Raw genomic sequence first — 14,611 nt, 5'->3', positions numbered from 1 at the left:
CCCGTTCAATATGATTCCGCATTTTCAATCCGCATACAGCATGCCGAAGAGCGATGGTAGTTTGTTAGCGCTCAACCAAGCGCAACCAAATTCCGTCTTTCGATCTGACGGTCAAATGCGCGACCGGTACCGGCGTTTCGTCTGGTATTGTTTCGAATCGGTAACGACGCAAGAGCATCGATAAGATCAAAGGACCTTCTACCATCGCGAACCCTGCGCCCGTGCAGACCCGGGGGCCAGCCGAAAAGGGAATATAGGCCTCGCGCTGGCATTTCTTTCCGTTTTCCGTCGTCCATCGCGTGGGGTCGAAATCGTCCGGCCGGTCCCAAAGCCTTTCGTGCCGATGCAAGTGCCAGGGGCTTACAACGATCTGAGAACCCTGCGAAATATCCCGATCACGGAAGCGTTCAGGACATGTCGCCTCGCGCACCATCATTGGAACTGGTGGATACAGGCGCAAAGCTTCACGAAACACATCGCGGCTAAGTTTCAATTGGGACATGGTAGAAAACTTGGGCATGTCCAGAGCTTTCGCTTCCTCAGCCAGCTTTTCCTGCCAGTCCGGATGCATCGCCATCAGGTAGAGCGTCCAAGCCAGTGCAGACGCGCTGGTTTCATGCCCCGCCAAAAAGAAGATGGCGACCTGATCGACCATTTCCTGCGCATCAAACCGGTCTCCGGTTTCCGGGTCTGTTGTCGTCATTATCTTGGTGGCCAGATCATCGGGGGCCGACCCGTTTTCGATTGCTATAGCGCGTTCATCCGTCAATCGGCTGATCAGATCCCGAATCTCGCTGGCGGTTTGGCGAGTTTTGCGAGAATGAAATCGGGGCATCCAGCTTGGAACCGGAACGAATGCGGCCAGGTTCAGCAAGGGCTGTTCGCGCTGATAGATTCTAAATTTATCGAAGACCTGCGCGGCAACCTCATTTTCGATGGGAACCGAAAACAGGGTGCGGAAAATCACATCCGCCGCGACATGGCTTGTGATTTCTTCACATTCCACCTTCTGCCCAACCCTGCCAGAAAGCCGATCCGCACAAGCCTGCGCCGCATTTAACATTGCGGGAAACGTATCTTTCAAACGTCCGCCTTCAAAGGCGGGATCAATGATCCTGCGCTGCCGTTTCCAGACTTCGCCATTGGTCAGGAACACCGACCGACCCAACAAGGGGCTTAAGCCTTCGCTGATGCGATTTGATTTTGGAAACGCATCCGGGCGCTCTTTCAGAACTGCGCGGATCAGATTGGGTTGGTTGACCATATACGAGTGAAAGAACGGCGTTCGGAATTCAGCCATCCACGCTCGATATAGACGCTGGGGCTGAGCAGACAGCAAGTCTTGACGAAACAGACGCAGATACCGCCACAGCGAGACTTTATCCGGTCGTGCTTCGGGCTTTGGGGGCGTCATGCTTCCACCGCAATGTATTTCGAAACCGCCCGTTCAATGCGCGACCGAGATGGCGCGCGCCCTTCAAACCGCTGCTTCAATGTTTCAGGACCTGCGGTGATGCGGAAATAGTCATAAAGTCCAGGTTGATCGAACGCACAAAGATATTGAAAGTGCAGGCGAAAAAAGCGCCAACGCAATTGCTGCCATCGCGCGGGGGACAGTGTTTGGGTGAAGGCCGCAGAAAGAACCAGCGGCCCGCACTTTTTGGGGCCAGCGACGCCGCTGACCGCGACCGGATCGCACAACGCAAACGCGCAGCCATCCCCCGGTGCAGAGACATCGATCCAAGTCATATCCGCGCGTTCGGATAGATATTTAAGATCAGCGCGAAGCGAGTGTGCCTGCGGTAGAAACGAAACCATTGGCACCACCTGTCCCAAGGTCAGAAAGGATACGACTGGCTTATCCAGTACACCGCCCCGTCGTCGTAAAACATCTGCCAACACTGACACACCAAGATGGGCGCCAGAGCTGTGACCTACGACCAGCACCTCATCGGTGTCTGTGTCCAGCGTCTCGGTGATCAGGTCAGAAAACTCCCGCAGCCTCGATTGCAGATCTTGCGAATACGCGCCGTATAGCTTCGCCGAGTGGGCATAGTCATGCATAAGGTAATAAGCGAACAGACGATTATCGATCTTTCGGAACCATTGCATCAGAGCATAGATTGCTCCGGCAGCAGGTACCAAAGACCACCACCCAACGAGTGGTTTCAATACAGCGACTAAACCCCAAGCAATCAACAACGATGCCAAAAGCTGCAGCAGCAGCATTGCCACCGGGTATAGAGCCGCAATTACGGGCCCCTTGCGCAGCTGCATCAGCCGCCAAAGCGTACCGGTCGAGATATATATCCAGGCGGTTCTCGCCAGTTGCAGATAGGTTGCCGGGATCGATTGAGCCATGCTGTCACGCACGATATCGGACCAGACCAGAACCTGAACATCTGCATCAACAGGACTGCCGTCCTGCTGAGAAGTCACCTGCCAGCCGTAGGGACCTTCGCCCGCCCTAGCGCTAATATCGATCTGGTATCCCGATATCTCAGCCTGGGCGTGCCCCTCTTTGCGGTAGAGCTCTCGATATCGGCGCGGATGAATCGGGTCGTAGCCGGGAATGTAAAACACCCGGCGTTTGCGCACCTGCGGTTTGGATTGCTGACTGCTCATTACCCGGCCCTCTGCGCCAAAGATTAGCGCAGCGTTGACGCCAAGGTAAGACCTGGCGTCTATCCATCCGCGTTTAAAGCCAGAGGGTTAACCGAGGTTTGCCAAAGCCGGGAATGTTTCCAACAGCCACCAGCTGAATTCGGTGAACAAACCGGTGACAAGCATGATGCCAACAAACAGCAGCAGCCCGCCCATCACCTTCTCGATTGTGCCCATATGCGGTTTGATGCGGTTCATAACCGCCATCGAGCGGTTCAGGAACATCGCAGCCAGCAAGAATGGAATGCCCAAGCCTGCCGCATATACGCCAAGCAATACGGTGCCACGCGTGACTGATGCTTCGGAGGCGGCAAGCGACAAGATTGCACCTAATTGTGGGCCGATGCACGGCGTCCAACCGAAGGCGAAGGCCAGTCCCAGAATATATGCCCCGAACACAGATCCGCTGGAGTCACCCGTATCAACGCGTGCCTCACGATCCAACAAAGGAATACGGAACACGTTCAGAAAGTGCAGGCCAAAGACAATGACGACAGCACCCGAGAGTTTGGCGAAAAGCACTTGGTTCTGAAGGACAAACGCCCCAAAGACCGAGGCTGTGAAGCCTAGCAGCAGGAACACTGTCGATAGACCCAAAACAAAAAACAGTGCCGCCAGGGTCGCCTTGCGCCGCGCGCGCGCCTCATCCTGCATCTCGTTGATAGTTACACCGCTCATATACGCGAGGTACGGTGGCACAATCGGCAGCACGCAGGGAGACAGAAAACTTATCAACCCGCCCAGCATGGCGATAAACATGGCAGGCAGAAGGCCCGCGTCTATGATCTCAATTCCGAACATGACTCAGCACATAAGTTATCGCGCGGGTTTCGTCACGAGGCCATTCGGTCACATCCTCGTGGTTGCGCGCTGGACAGTATGGCTCGTTAGAAATATCTCAGCCCCATGACCAATGAGATTGAAACACTGGATGCGTTGGGATTGTTGTGCCCCCTGCCTGTTTTGAAGGCTCGGAAGCGCCTGAAATCCTTGCCTGCGGGGGGTATGCTGCGCGTGCTGGCCGATGATCCAGCCGCGATTATCGACGTACCGCATTTCTGCACCGAATCTGGCCACACACTTGTCTCGCAAGAAACAGTGGATGGTCATCAGATATATGTGATCCAAAAATCGGCCTGAGGTTTCTTTGGAACGCACGCTAATGAAAAAAGGCGGGCCAGTTGGCCCGCCTATTTCTTACTGTCCCAATGACCACCACCCTCGGCGCTTTGGCTTGGTCGGCGCGGGTTCGGGTTCGTCTGCCACTGCCTCCAAGACTGGCTCTGGGGTGGCAGCCTCAATGACTTCGGGTTCTGCTGCCACGGTCGATTCTTCGGCTTCTTCGGCAACCAGTTCAGGCGCTTCAGCAGGTTCCTCTGGCACTTCTTCAGCGACTTCAGAAGCCGACGTTGCTTCGGCTATCTCAAGTTCTGATGGTGCATCAGCACTATCGGGCTCAGCGGCTGGTTCGATGCTTTCAGACTCATCGGCTGGCTCTTGCTGTTCAGCCTCGTCGGCCTCAGCATTGACCGGCTCTTTCTCCTGATCGGAGTTCGCATTATCCGCTTCGGTCTGCGTCTCGCTTGCTTCGGCTGTGGCCTCAGTATCCTTTTTGCGTCGACGCGGTGCCCGGCGCTTTTTCGGTTTGGTCGCTTTCTCGGCATCTTCCTCAGCAACAGGCTCCGCCTCGGTCTGTTTGGCTTCGACGCTCTCAGCTTCGTTGCTCGAGTCGGTTACACTGTCTGCGTCAGACTCGTCCGCATTGCCATCCGGCGCGTCACCATTGCCCGAACTCTTCTTGCGCCGGCGCCGACGCCGTTTACGCTTGGGCTTGGTCTCTTCCTCGCTCTGAACCGCAGTTTCTTCTTCGGTTTCGTCCTCATCCGTGGCGTCGACCATATCCATCAGCGACGCATCAACCGAAACCACCGGCGCAGTTGCTTCAGGAACAACACGGCTAGCGGTCTTGAACTTCTCCATCGAGAAGTCGGGGCTGACCAAATGAACGTCCCCTTCGATCCGAACCGACAAACCGTACCGCGCTTCGATCTGCGCGATGTGTTCGCGTTTCTGGTTCATCAGGAAGTTGGCGATGCTAACCGGGCAACGCACCAATACCTCACGCGAACGGCGGCGAGTGCCTTCCTCTTCAATCTGGCGAAGGATTGACAGTGCCATATTGTCGTCCGACCGGATCAGGCCGGTACCATGGCAAGACGGGCATGGCTGGGTCGTCGCCTCAAGCATTCCAGGACGCAGGCGCTGACGGCTCATTTCGAGCAGTCCAAAGCCCGAAATCCGGCCCACCTGAATACGGGCACGATCCGTTTTCAGCTTGTCTTTCAGTCGTTTCTCAACGGCCGAGTTATTTTTGCGCTCGTCCATATCGATGAAATCGATCACGATCAGACCGGCCAGATCGCGCAGACGCAATTGGCGCGCCACTTCTTCGGCGGCCTCCAGATTGGTCTTCAACGCGGTTTCCTCGATCGAACCTTCTTTGGTCGCCCGACCCGAGTTCACATCGATCGCCACCAGCGCTTCGGTCACCCCGATCACGATATAGCCACCGGATTTCAGCTGAACCGTCGGGTTGAACATCCCGGCCAGATAGCTTTCCACCTGATATCGCGCGAATAGCGGCAGCGCGTCTTCGTATCGCTTCACGTTCTTGGCGTGCGACGGCATGATCATCTTCATGAAGTCTTTGGCGATGCGATACCCGCCCTCGCCTTCAACCAGAACCTCATCGATGTCGCGATTATACAAGTCGCGGATCGAGCGTTTGATTAGGTCGCCTTCTTCATAAATTTTCGCAGGCGCAATGGATTGCAACGTCAGCTCGCGGATCTGCTCCCACAGTCGTTGCAGGTATTCATAGTCGCGCTTGATCTCTGATTTTGTCCGCTTGGCACCCGCCGTACGAACGATCAGACCCGCGCCCGTGGGCACGTCGATTTCAGCGGCAATGTCTTTCAGTTTCTTCCGGTCAGCGGCATTGGTGATCTTGCGGCTAATTCCGCCGCCCCTTGCGGTATTGGGCATCAGTACGCAGTACCGACCCGCCAAAGACAGATACGTGGTAAGTGCCGCACCCTTGTTGCCGCGCTCTTCCTTGACCACCTGCACCAGCAGGACCTGACGCACCTTGATAACTTCCTGAATCTTGTAGCGGCGCGGGCGTGGCTTGCGCGGAGGACGGATATCCTCGCTATCGTCTTCGTCCGCCACCGACTCGATGGTATCGTCTTTCGAAGCCGCGTCAGCGCTTTTGCTTTCTGTCTCGCCATCCACCTCGGGCTCATCACCAGAAGCTTCCGCCTCTTCTTCGTCAGACTTGGCTTCGACCTCATCCGAAGGTTCTTCTTGGTCGGTATCAGTTGCTTCGACAGGCGCGTCTTCCGCTACCTCAGCAGTCTCTTCTGGCGCTTCCGCCTGCTGATCTACATCTTCGGACTTGGCTTCTTCGGTCGGAGCTTCTTCAGCAACAGGCTCGTCGGCATCCTCTGGCTCTTCCACCGGCGTCTCGGCAACGATTTCCATCGGAGACGTCCCTTCGGGCACCTCCGTCTCTTCACCGTCATCCAGATCGATGGTTTCCATTCCGGTCGGCTCTGAGGAAACCTCCAGCGTCTCAACCGGATCGTCCGTCTTGACGTCAGCGGCCTTCGAGCGCGAACGTGACCGGCGCTTCTTGGGCTTTGTTTCCTCGGCCTCATCCCGCGCCTTCATCGCCTCGGCATAGGCGCGCTCTTCCTCCATCAGCGCCTCGCGGTCAGCGACGGGGATCTGGTAGTAGTCGGGATGGATTTCGGAGAAGGCCAGAAACCCGTGCCGGTTCCCGCCGTAGTCCACAAATGCCGCCTGTAGCGACGGCTCAACCCGTGTTACTTTTGCAAGATAGATGTTGCCAGCAAGCTGGCGTTTGTTTTCGGATTCAAAGTCAAATTCCTCAACCTTGTTTCCGTCGACCACCACAACGCGGGTTTCCTCCGCGTGGGTGGCATCGATAAGCATTTTCTTAGCCATGTGTCCTTGGTGCACCGCGCCAAACGCGTTGTCCTGACCCGTCCAGGCGGACAGGCGCTTTTGGGGAGGTGTCTTGTACGGGCGATATCGGACGGCGCGCGGCAGGGTCTGGCGCTTTGGCCCCCTGCCCGTATACTCAATCGTTGCGCGCGCGTCATCGCGGTTCTTCTCCGACAGGCGCGTCTATATGCGGCCCGCCCATTTATTCCTTTCACCCGCACAGACGGGTTCAGGCGTTCATCTGCCCCATCGGGGCATAATCGGTCTGCCGCGCCGCGCGGGATCTATCCTCACCATCAGCTCAGCAGCGAAACTCAAAACACGGGGCTTGCAGGCACAAAATACCCGGCCCGTTCGATCACAATAAAAGCAGTCCTGTGGAAAAGACAATGGGCAAACTGCATCGCGACCCAAGAACGCGCCGAAGAGTCCCTTCATCTGTTCAGAAATATCCAGGGGTTGAATTGAACCGCAAGCTCAAGAGGGGGCTGGCCCCCTCCTCCGCTTTCACAGGTAATCCGAACGCTGCAACCCGTACTTCGCCATCTTTTCGTTCAGTGTCCGGCGTGGCAGGCAGAGTTCTTCCATCACCGAGGCGATCGATCCCTTGTGACGGCGCATCGTATTGTCGATCAGCATCCGCTCGAAGGCTTCAACATATTCCTTCAGCGGCTTGCCTTCAGTTGTCATCACTGGCTGCATCTCTTCGTGATCCGACATCAGCAGCGAAGCAATTGTCCCCGACCCGCGCCGCGACTGCAGCACCGCACGCTCAGCAATGTTGATCAACTGCCTCACATTCCCGGGCCACGGGGCCTGAAGCAGCTGAGCCGCTTCCTGCGCACTGACCTGAGGCGCGTCGCAGCCATATTCCTCTGCGAACTGTTCGCTCAGACGGGTGAACAGCGTCAGGATGTCCTCACCCCGCTGTCGCAGCGGAGGCATGGTGATGCGCAGCGCCGCCAACCGATAGAACAGATCGGGACGCAATACATCTTCTGAGGTTTTGCCCGCTTCCTGCAGGTTCGAAATCGCAACGATCCGCGTTTCCGCAGGGGTGCCCTGCTCATTCATAACGCTCAATAGACGGGCCTGCAGCGTATCACTCAGGGCTTCGACATCCTCAAGAACCAGCGTACCGCCTCGGGCCTCTTCGATGGCGGGCAACTGCGTGTCTTCGGGGAGCATCGGGCCAAACAGGCGTTTCGACAGCGCTTCTTCCTCAAGTGCTGCGCAAGAAACCAGGACGAATTTCTTACCCGCCCGGCTACCAACCGCGTGCAATGCATGCGCCACCAAAGTCTTTCCGGTTCCGGTTTCCCCATCGATCAGGACATGACCATCCGCCTGCCCCAGATCCAGAATATCTTCACGCAACCGCTCCATGACGGGGCTGGCACCGATCAGCTTGTTCATGATCTGCGTACCGCCAGACAGCTCACGCCGCAGGGCTCGGTTGTCGAGCGTCAGACGACGCGCATTGCTGGCGCGTTTGGCCAGTTCGGACATGCGATCGGGGTTAAACGGCTTTTCAAGGAAATCGAACGCCCCGACACGCATCGCCTCTACGGCCATTGGCACATCGCCATGTCCCGTGATCATGATCACCGGAAGCGTGCTATCGGCCCCCATCAGCTTTTTCAGCAGTTGAATGCCATCCATTCCGGGCATCTTGATGTCAGAAATCACGATCCCGGGGTATTCTGGCCCTAACACCTTGAGCGCATCCTCGGCGCTTGAAAAGGTTTCGGTGTCGTACCCCGACAAAGCCAGCCACTGGCTGATCGACTGGCGCATGTCCTGTTCATCATCCACGATGGCGATTTTCATGGCCTGTGCCATAGTCACTTCCTCTATTCCGCGGCCTCAAGGCCGTCGCTTCCCAATATGGGCAATTGCATCTCAAACACCGCGCCACCCTGTTGGCCATTGCGCGCGGTCAGCCGTCCGCCATGGTCGTTCACGATCCCGGACGAGATGGCAAGCCCCAGACCAACGCCGTCCCCCGGGCGTTTGGTTGTATAAAACGGCTCGAACAGGTTTTCGATATCCTCGATCCCGTGGCCATTGTCCCGCACGGTCAGTACCGCAGTTTCACCTGCAGCGAGAATGATCTCGACATCCGGCTCATCCACAGACTTGGTCGCATCCAGCGCATTGCGCAAGAGATTGACCATAACCTGTTCGATCCGCATCCGATCACCCATCACTATAACAGGTTCTTCGGGCAAAATCTGGGTTATCTTCACATGCCGCTGACGCAGCTGCGGTTCCATCATCGACAGGGACGAGGCCAGCGCTTCGCCAAGATTTACTGGCGAAAACGCATCTGCACCTTTGCGCGCATAGGATTTGAGCTGGCGCGTGATCGCTCCCATCCGCTCGATCAATCCGTCGATCCGCCCAAAGCTGGCCAACGCTTCTTCGGGCCGGTTTCGACGCAAAAGCAGACGCGCGCCGGCAAGATAAGTTTTCATCGCAGCCAGAGGTTGATTTAACTCGTGACTGACTGCCGCAGACATCTCTCCAAGTGCTGCCAGTTTTGAGCTCTGGGCAAGGGTTTGTTCGGCAACTTCCAGCGTCTTTTCAACACGTTCACGCTCAGCGATTTCCCGCTGCAGCCTTACGTTCAATGCGCGAAGCTCCGCCGACTCGCGCTGGAACAAGGTCATGCGCAACGTCGCTCTGCGGCTGAGCGCATAGAAGGTCAGTGCCAGAAGAATCGCAAAGGCCATGATCTCAAGCGCCAGAACGCTGTTCACCCGCTCGCGGATCGACGAATAGGTGGTGAACGAGGTCATTTGCCAGCCTCGGAACGGAATACGGGTCTCCATCCGCATCACAGCCTCGCCCTGAAGATAGGCATCGGGGGGCAAAGCGCTCCAATCGGTTGTGGCCCGGATCGCGCGCTGGATCGCGTTCTGAGGGGGTTGGCGCAACATGGCACCGCTTTCATCTAGACCCCGCCACTGAGGCTCGGTCGAGAGGATGATCGTTCCAGTGCTGTCTGTGACCATCACCGCGTCAGAAATACCAGCCCAGGCGCGTTCAAATTTCTGCAAATCAACTTCGACTACGATCACGCCAAGGATCTCTGCATTCGCCTCGATTCGCCGCGAGTACACAAAGCTGTAACCGCCGGACTCACGTGGAATGACCGAGAATATAGTGGCATTCGATCGAATTGCATCGATGAAGTAAGGCGAGTTCCGGTGGCTTTCCTGCAACCGGTTCCGGTCGGTTGCAGCACGTGTCAGGCCATCCCCATCCAGCAAAACCAGCGAGGCCGCCCCGATTTCTTCAACGAAAGAGATCAGGCGCTGGCTCGACAGCGTGTAATCGCTGGATTGCAGGGCCGAAATCAGGGTGGGGTCACGGGCAAGCAACTGCGGCACGATGGCGTTGCGTCGCAACTCACTCAGCAGGTTGCCGGAATACAAGGCTAACCGCAGTTCGGCCCGGTTTCTGGTCGATTCGGTGAAGCGACTTGTTAGCAGACTGTTGGTGATCCACACTGTGGCGACGGTAGCAAGCAGCAACAAAAACACGGCAAGACGCAGCCGCCAGCCCATAGGCGCGCCGCGAAACCGGTTCAGAAACCCTTTGCTGTTTGCTTGATCTTCCGCGCTCATGTACTGACGCTACGCGTCCCGACTGATGACCTCAAGTCACGCGGGCGTCAGCACCCCGGCCAATGCGCGGAAGAGCGCCGTCCCGTCGGTGCCTCCGTGGCCTGAATCCGCCGCTCGTTCTGGGTGGGGCATCATGCCTAACACGCGCCGGTTGTGCGATAAAATCCCTGCAATATCGTCGCGCGAACCATTGGGATTTTCGGCATATGTGAAGGCAATGCGATCCTGATCCTTCAACTCGACCAAGGTCTCATCGTCTGCGAAATAATTGCCATCGTGATGCGCAATCGGGATTTCGATCACATCCCCGGCATTGTACCCTTCAGTAAAGGCGCTATCGCTGGTTTCGACCTTGAGTCCGATCGTTTTGCAGATGTATTTCAGACCGGCATTGCGCAACAGCGCGCCAGGCAGAATTCCGGTTTCGGTCAGAACCTGAAAACCGTTGCAGATACCGACGGCATAGCCACCACGCTCGGTATGCGCGGCCAGCGCTTTACAAATGGGCGATTGCGCCGCAATCGCGCCGCAGCGCAGATAGTCGCCGTAAGAAAACCCACCCGGCACACCGACGATATCTATACCCACGGGCAGCGCGGCATCCTTGTGCCAGACCATATCGACGGAAAAACCGGCCTGCTCGAAAGCAACGGCAAGATCACGATCGCAGTTGGAACCGGGGAAAACAATGACGGCTGCGCGCATGGCGGACCCTCCTAGGTCGGAAAACTCAGAGCAGTTCGATCTCGAAGCGTTCGATGACCGTGTTGGCCAACAGCTTTTCGCACATCTTGGTTACGTCCGCCTCGGTCGCGCCGTCTGCCAGTTCCAGATCGATCACCTTGCCCTGACGGACACCTTCGACTTGATCAAAGCCCATCGCACCCAATGCGTGACGCACAGCCTCACCCTGCGGGTCCAGAACCCCGTTCTTGAGCATCACATGCACACGTGCTTTCATTTTCGAGAACTCCACTGATGGACCGCGCATCGATCCGTTTCGTTGGGCGCGGGATACCCCGCTTGGGTTTGTCGGACAACCCTGTCGATATGAGACAGGATCAGTTGATCAGCGTTGGTTTTGTGACATTGCTTTTGGGCAGAACGCCAAGACGGCGGGCGACCTCAGAATATGCATCAGTCAGACTACCCAGATCACGGCGGAACACATCCTTGTCCAGCTTCTGACCGGTTTCGATATCCCATAGACGGCAGCTATCGGGGCTGATTTCGTCCGCAATGATCAGTCGTTGGAAATCGCCTTCGAACACGCGCCCGATCTCGATTTTGAAATCGACCAGACGAATACCAACCGCCAGCATCACGCCGCTCATGAAATCATTAACGCGCAGTGCAAGGCTCAGGATATCGTCCATATCCTGCTGGCTCGCCCAGCCGAATGCTGCAATGTGCTCTTCGGTCACCAACGGATCACCCAGCGCATCGTCCTTGTAGCAGTATTCAACAATCGGGCGCGGCAGTTGAGTACCCTCGGCGATACCGAGGCGTTTGGACATCGATCCGGCGGCATAGTTGCGGACGATCACTTCCAGTGGAATGATCTCACAATTCCGCACAAGTTGCTCCCGCATGTTCAGACGGCGAATAAAGTGCGTCGGAACTCCGATCTGGGCCAGACCGGTCATGAAGAATTCGCTCAACCGATTGTTCAGAACGCCTTTTCCATCGATCACGTCTTTCTTCTCGGCGTTGAAAGCTGTGGCGTCATCCTTGAAGTACTGCACGATGGTGCCCGGCTCGGGACCTTCATACAGGATCTTGGCTTTACCTTCGTAAATCTTCTTGCGACGCGCCATGAGCGACCTTTCCAGTCTGGGGAAAGGGAATGAGTCCCTTCACGTTGGCGCCCTCATAGTGCAAGCCCCGCTTTCCCGCAAGTTCGCAACCCCGAGAGGCTTTGACGCAGCGCAAATACCTTGCGCACAGGGCGTCGTATAGTCATATCATCAGAAAAGAACATCTAACCCAAGAGGTCCCCAACCAATGACCACATTCGACGAACGTGAAGCCGCGTTTGAAAACAAATTCGCTCATGACGAAAAGATGCAGTTCATCGCTCGGATGCGCCGCAACCGATTTATGGCTGTATGGGCCTCGGCGCTGAAAGGCGAGACTGTGGAACAGGCGCGTAAATACGGGCAGGAACTGGTCCACACGGACCTGCAAAATGTCAGCGAAGACGATGTTGTCGAGGCGGTCAAAGGATACCTCGGTGATCTCGCCGATGAGGCTAAAATCCGCGAGAAGATGGTCGAACTTCTGGTCGAAGCCAAAGAGCAGGTGATGGCAGAAGCCGAGTCCTGATGCCTGAGCTGCAAAACTCATGATCTTCATGAGTTTTATGAATTTGATTTGACGCCCCGGTCGTGAGACACGGGGCGTCTCATATTTTGACGGGCTGTGGCCCCAATTTTGGAATACTCCAATGACAAACGCGCTCAGCAACCTTCTGGAAACCGTAGACGTCGTTCTGGCGGATGGCGCAACCGGGACGAACCTGTTCAACATGGGCCTGCAATCAGGCGATGCGCCGGAATTGTGGAACGTCGATGCGCCTGACAAGATTCGTGCTCTGTATCAGGGCTCGGTCGATGCCGGCAGTGATCTGTTTTTGACAAACACATTTGGTGGAACAGCCGCGCGTTTGAAGTTACACGACGCCCAGAACCGCGTGGCCGAGCTGAACCGTATTGGAGCTGAACTGGGTCGCGAAGTCGCTGACAAGGCAGGTCGCCCGATCATCGTGGCCGGCTCTGTTGGCCCGACCGGCGAGATCATGGAACCTGTCGGCAGCCTTTCGCACGCCGAAGCCGTCGAGATGTTTCATGAACAGGCTGAAGCGCTAAAGGCTGGAGGCGCAGATGTTCTGTGGCTTGAGACCATAAGCGCGCCGGAAGAATTCCGGGCTGCAGCAGAAGCGTTCGCTCTGGCAGATATGCCGTGGTGCGGCACCATGAGTTTTGACACGGCTGGCCGCACAATGATGGGTGTTACATCTTCTGATCTGGCAATGATCGTGGAAACTCTGCCCAATCCTCCGGTTGCGTTCGGGGCGAATTGCGGCACTGGTGCCTCGGATATACTGCGGACGGTGCTTGGGTTCGCTGCCCAAGGAAACGAACGTCCACTGATTTCCAAGGGCAACGCAGGGATCCCGAAATATGTGGACGGTCATATCCATTATGACGGAACGCCTGAACTGATGGGCCAGTACGCCGCCATGGCGCGCGATGCAGGTGCAACGATCATTGGCGGTTGCTGTGGCACTATGCCTGCGCATTTGCGCAAAATGCGCGAGGCGTTAGACAACGGCCCGCGCGGCGAGCGCCCGACCCTGGATCAGATCGTATCGGCGCTTGGTCCGTTTACCTCAGCCTCAGATGGCACTGGGGACGAGGCCGTTCCAGAACGGCGCACTCGTCGCCGCCGCCGGGCCTGATTGAATGATCAGCGCCCTTCGAATTTCGCAGGGCGCTTTTCCAGAAAGGCTACGACGCCTTCGGCAAAGTCTCGGGTACGTCCGCATTCGCCCTGCAGGTGGGCTTCGGCTGCAAGTTGCTGAGGTAATGTTCTATCGTAAGTTCCCCGGATCGCTTGTTTGATCGCGCGAAACCCAGAGGTTGGGCCATTCGCCAAATACGCAGCTCTCTTGCGCCAATGAGCGTCGAACTCATCATCTGCAACCGCTTCCCAGATCAATCCCCATTCATCCGCCTGTCGCGCACTGATCTTGTCTGCAAACAGCGCTGCACCCATCGCTTTGGCAAACCCCATCTGACGCGGCATGAACCAGGTGCCGCCTGCATCAGGCAGCAGACCGATCCGAGCGAAAGCTTGCAGGAAATAGGCACTCTCGGTTGCTATCACCACATCGGCACAAAGTGCCAGGTTAGCCCCCGCCCCCGCTGCAGGCCCGTTAACAGCCGCTATTGTTGGCACGGGGCAATCATAGACAGCCTCAAGCATCGGTTCATATTCATCGCGAAGCGCGCGTTCGAGGTCGATCTTTCCTGTGCTCGACGCGTCACCCAAATCCTGACCTGAACAAAAGGCAGGACCAGCACCCGTCAGGACAATCGCGCGGGCGTGTTGCGCGGCATCTTTCATTGCGTAGGTGATCTCGGCCCGCATCTGCGTCGTCAACGCATTCATCTTATCCGGCCGGTTCAATGTCAAAACCGCCAAATTATCAGTAATGTCCAGAAGGACCGCTTCGTATTCCATGCAAAACCTCAGCTGCGCAGCGTTCTGCAAAACACTGACGC

The 14,611-nt window shown here is 56.7% G+C and carries 13 protein-coding genes; 3 read left to right on the top strand and 10 right to left on the bottom strand.

The annotated features are described in order from the left end of the window. Positions 1-64: 64 nt before the first annotated feature. The 3 genes from ACR0KC_RS02040 to ACR0KC_RS02030 form a co-directional block, all read right to left on the bottom strand. Positions 65-1,414: a cytochrome P450 gene (locus ACR0KC_RS02040; protein ID WP_480771421.1), complete on the bottom strand. Its 1,350-nt coding sequence runs from the start codon at positions 1,412-1,414 to the stop codon at positions 65-67. Then, positions 1,411-2,625: a hypothetical protein gene (locus ACR0KC_RS02035; RefSeq protein ID WP_480704742.1), complete on the bottom strand. Its 1,215-nt coding sequence runs from the start codon at positions 2,623-2,625 to the stop codon at positions 1,411-1,413. Before ACR0KC_RS02035 ends, ACR0KC_RS02040 begins: the two co-directional genes overlap by 4 nt. 87 nt (positions 2,626-2,712) lie before the next feature. Further along, the gene (locus ACR0KC_RS02030; RefSeq protein ID WP_170393160.1) at positions 2,713-3,465 is read right to left on the bottom strand and encodes a cytochrome c biogenesis CcdA family protein; all 753 of its coding nucleotides are present in this window, start codon (positions 3,463-3,465) and stop codon (positions 2,713-2,715) included. Between the two features lie 105 nt (positions 3,466-3,570). Here ACR0KC_RS02030 and ACR0KC_RS02025 point away from each other — a divergent pair, with 105 nt between their 5' ends. Beyond that, positions 3,571-3,804: a sulfurtransferase TusA family protein gene (locus ACR0KC_RS02025; protein ID WP_480613598.1), complete on the top strand. Its 234-nt coding sequence runs from the start codon at positions 3,571-3,573 to the stop codon at positions 3,802-3,804. Positions 3,805-3,861: 57 nt separating this feature from the next. Here ACR0KC_RS02025 and ACR0KC_RS02020 read toward each other — a convergent pair whose 3' ends face one another. From ACR0KC_RS02020 to purC, 6 genes are all read right to left on the bottom strand, one after another. Beyond that, positions 3,862-6,693, bottom strand: coding sequence for a ribonuclease E/G (locus ACR0KC_RS02020; protein WP_480771420.1), 2,832 nt, complete (start codon positions 6,691-6,693; stop codon positions 3,862-3,864). A gap of 507 nt (positions 6,694-7,200) precedes the next feature. After that, positions 7,201-8,535, bottom strand: coding sequence for a sigma-54-dependent transcriptional regulator (locus ACR0KC_RS02015; RefSeq protein WP_170393162.1), 1,335 nt, complete (start codon positions 8,533-8,535; stop codon positions 7,201-7,203). A gap of 11 nt (positions 8,536-8,546) precedes the next feature. Further along, the gene (locus ACR0KC_RS02010) at positions 8,547-10,325 is read right to left on the bottom strand and encodes a sensor histidine kinase (protein WP_480438519.1); all 1,779 of its coding nucleotides are present in this window, start codon (positions 10,323-10,325) and stop codon (positions 8,547-8,549) included. Positions 10,326-10,361: 36 nt separating this feature from the next. Continuing rightward, the gene (purQ, locus tag ACR0KC_RS02005) at positions 10,362-11,030 is read right to left on the bottom strand and encodes a phosphoribosylformylglycinamidine synthase subunit PurQ (RefSeq protein ID WP_480771419.1); all 669 of its coding nucleotides are present in this window, start codon (positions 11,028-11,030) and stop codon (positions 10,362-10,364) included. A 25-nt stretch (positions 11,031-11,055) separates the two neighbouring features. Further along, complete coding sequence (gene purS, locus ACR0KC_RS02000; protein WP_010439914.1) at positions 11,056-11,286, bottom strand: phosphoribosylformylglycinamidine synthase subunit PurS; 231 nt, start codon at positions 11,284-11,286, stop codon at positions 11,056-11,058. A 100-nt stretch (positions 11,287-11,386) separates the two neighbouring features. Beyond that, on the bottom strand, positions 11,387-12,142 hold the full coding sequence (gene purC / locus ACR0KC_RS01995) for a phosphoribosylaminoimidazolesuccinocarboxamide synthase (protein WP_170393164.1): 756 nt from the start codon (positions 12,140-12,142) through the stop codon (positions 11,387-11,389). Positions 12,143-12,329: 187 nt separating this feature from the next. On the opposite strand from purC, the gene ACR0KC_RS01990 reads away from it, so the two are divergent. Further along, positions 12,330-12,650 carry a DUF1476 domain-containing protein gene (locus tag ACR0KC_RS01990; RefSeq protein ID WP_170393165.1) on the top strand — a complete coding sequence of 107 codons (321 nt, stop codon included), beginning with the start codon at positions 12,330-12,332 and terminating at the stop codon, positions 12,648-12,650. A 121-nt stretch (positions 12,651-12,771) separates the two neighbouring features. Continuing rightward, positions 12,772-13,785 carry a betaine--homocysteine S-methyltransferase gene (gene bmt, locus ACR0KC_RS01985; RefSeq protein WP_480771418.1) on the top strand — a complete coding sequence of 338 codons (1,014 nt, stop codon included), beginning with the start codon at positions 12,772-12,774 and terminating at the stop codon, positions 13,783-13,785. Between the two features lie 8 nt (positions 13,786-13,793). On the opposite strand, the gene ACR0KC_RS01980 is transcribed toward bmt, so the two are convergent. After that, positions 13,794-14,570: an enoyl-CoA hydratase-related protein gene (locus tag ACR0KC_RS01980; RefSeq protein ID WP_170393167.1), complete on the bottom strand. Its 777-nt coding sequence runs from the start codon at positions 14,568-14,570 to the stop codon at positions 13,794-13,796. Positions 14,571-14,611: the final 41 nt, after the last annotated feature.

The sequence above is a fragment of the Ruegeria sp. CF3 genome (assembly GCF_056537365.1).
The sequence above is the reverse complement of the archived record's forward strand: the minus strand, read 5'-3'. Positions and strand labels throughout refer to the sequence as shown.

Coding starts and splice junctions, on each gene's coding strand:
- ACR0KC_RS02040 (WP_480771421.1), bottom strand. CDS start 1,414: ATGACGCCCCCAAAGCCCGAAGCACGACCGGATAAAGTCTCGCTGTGG.
- ACR0KC_RS02035 (WP_480704742.1), bottom strand. CDS start 2,625: ATGAGCAGTCAGCAATCCAAACCGCAGGTGCGCAAACGCCGGGTGTTT.
- ACR0KC_RS02030 (WP_170393160.1), bottom strand. CDS start 3,465: ATGTTCGGAATTGAGATCATAGACGCGGGCCTTCTGCCTGCCATGTTT.
- ACR0KC_RS02025 (WP_480613598.1), top strand. CDS start 3,571: ATGACCAATGAGATTGAAACACTGGATGCGTTGGGATTGTTGTGCCCC.
- ACR0KC_RS02020 (WP_480771420.1), bottom strand. CDS start 6,693: ATGGCTAAGAAAATGCTTATCGATGCCACCCACGCGGAGGAAACCCGC.
- ACR0KC_RS02015 (WP_170393162.1), bottom strand. CDS start 8,535: ATGGCACAGGCCATGAAAATCGCCATCGTGGATGATGAACAGGACATG.
- ACR0KC_RS02010 (WP_480438519.1), bottom strand. CDS start 10,325: ATGAGCGCGGAAGATCAAGCAAACAGCAAAGGGTTTCTGAACCGGTTT.
- purQ (WP_480771419.1), bottom strand. CDS start 11,030: ATGCGCGCAGCCGTCATTGTTTTCCCCGGTTCCAACTGCGATCGTGAT.
- purS (WP_010439914.1), bottom strand. CDS start 11,286: ATGAAAGCACGTGTGCATGTGATGCTCAAGAACGGGGTTCTGGACCCG.
- purC (WP_170393164.1), bottom strand. CDS start 12,142: ATGGCGCGTCGCAAGAAGATTTACGAAGGTAAAGCCAAGATCCTGTAT.
- ACR0KC_RS01990 (WP_170393165.1), top strand. CDS start 12,330: ATGACCACATTCGACGAACGTGAAGCCGCGTTTGAAAACAAATTCGCT.
- bmt (WP_480771418.1), top strand. CDS start 12,772: ATGACAAACGCGCTCAGCAACCTTCTGGAAACCGTAGACGTCGTTCTG.
- ACR0KC_RS01980 (WP_170393167.1), bottom strand. CDS start 14,570: ATGGAATACGAAGCGGTCCTTCTGGACATTACTGATAATTTGGCGGTT.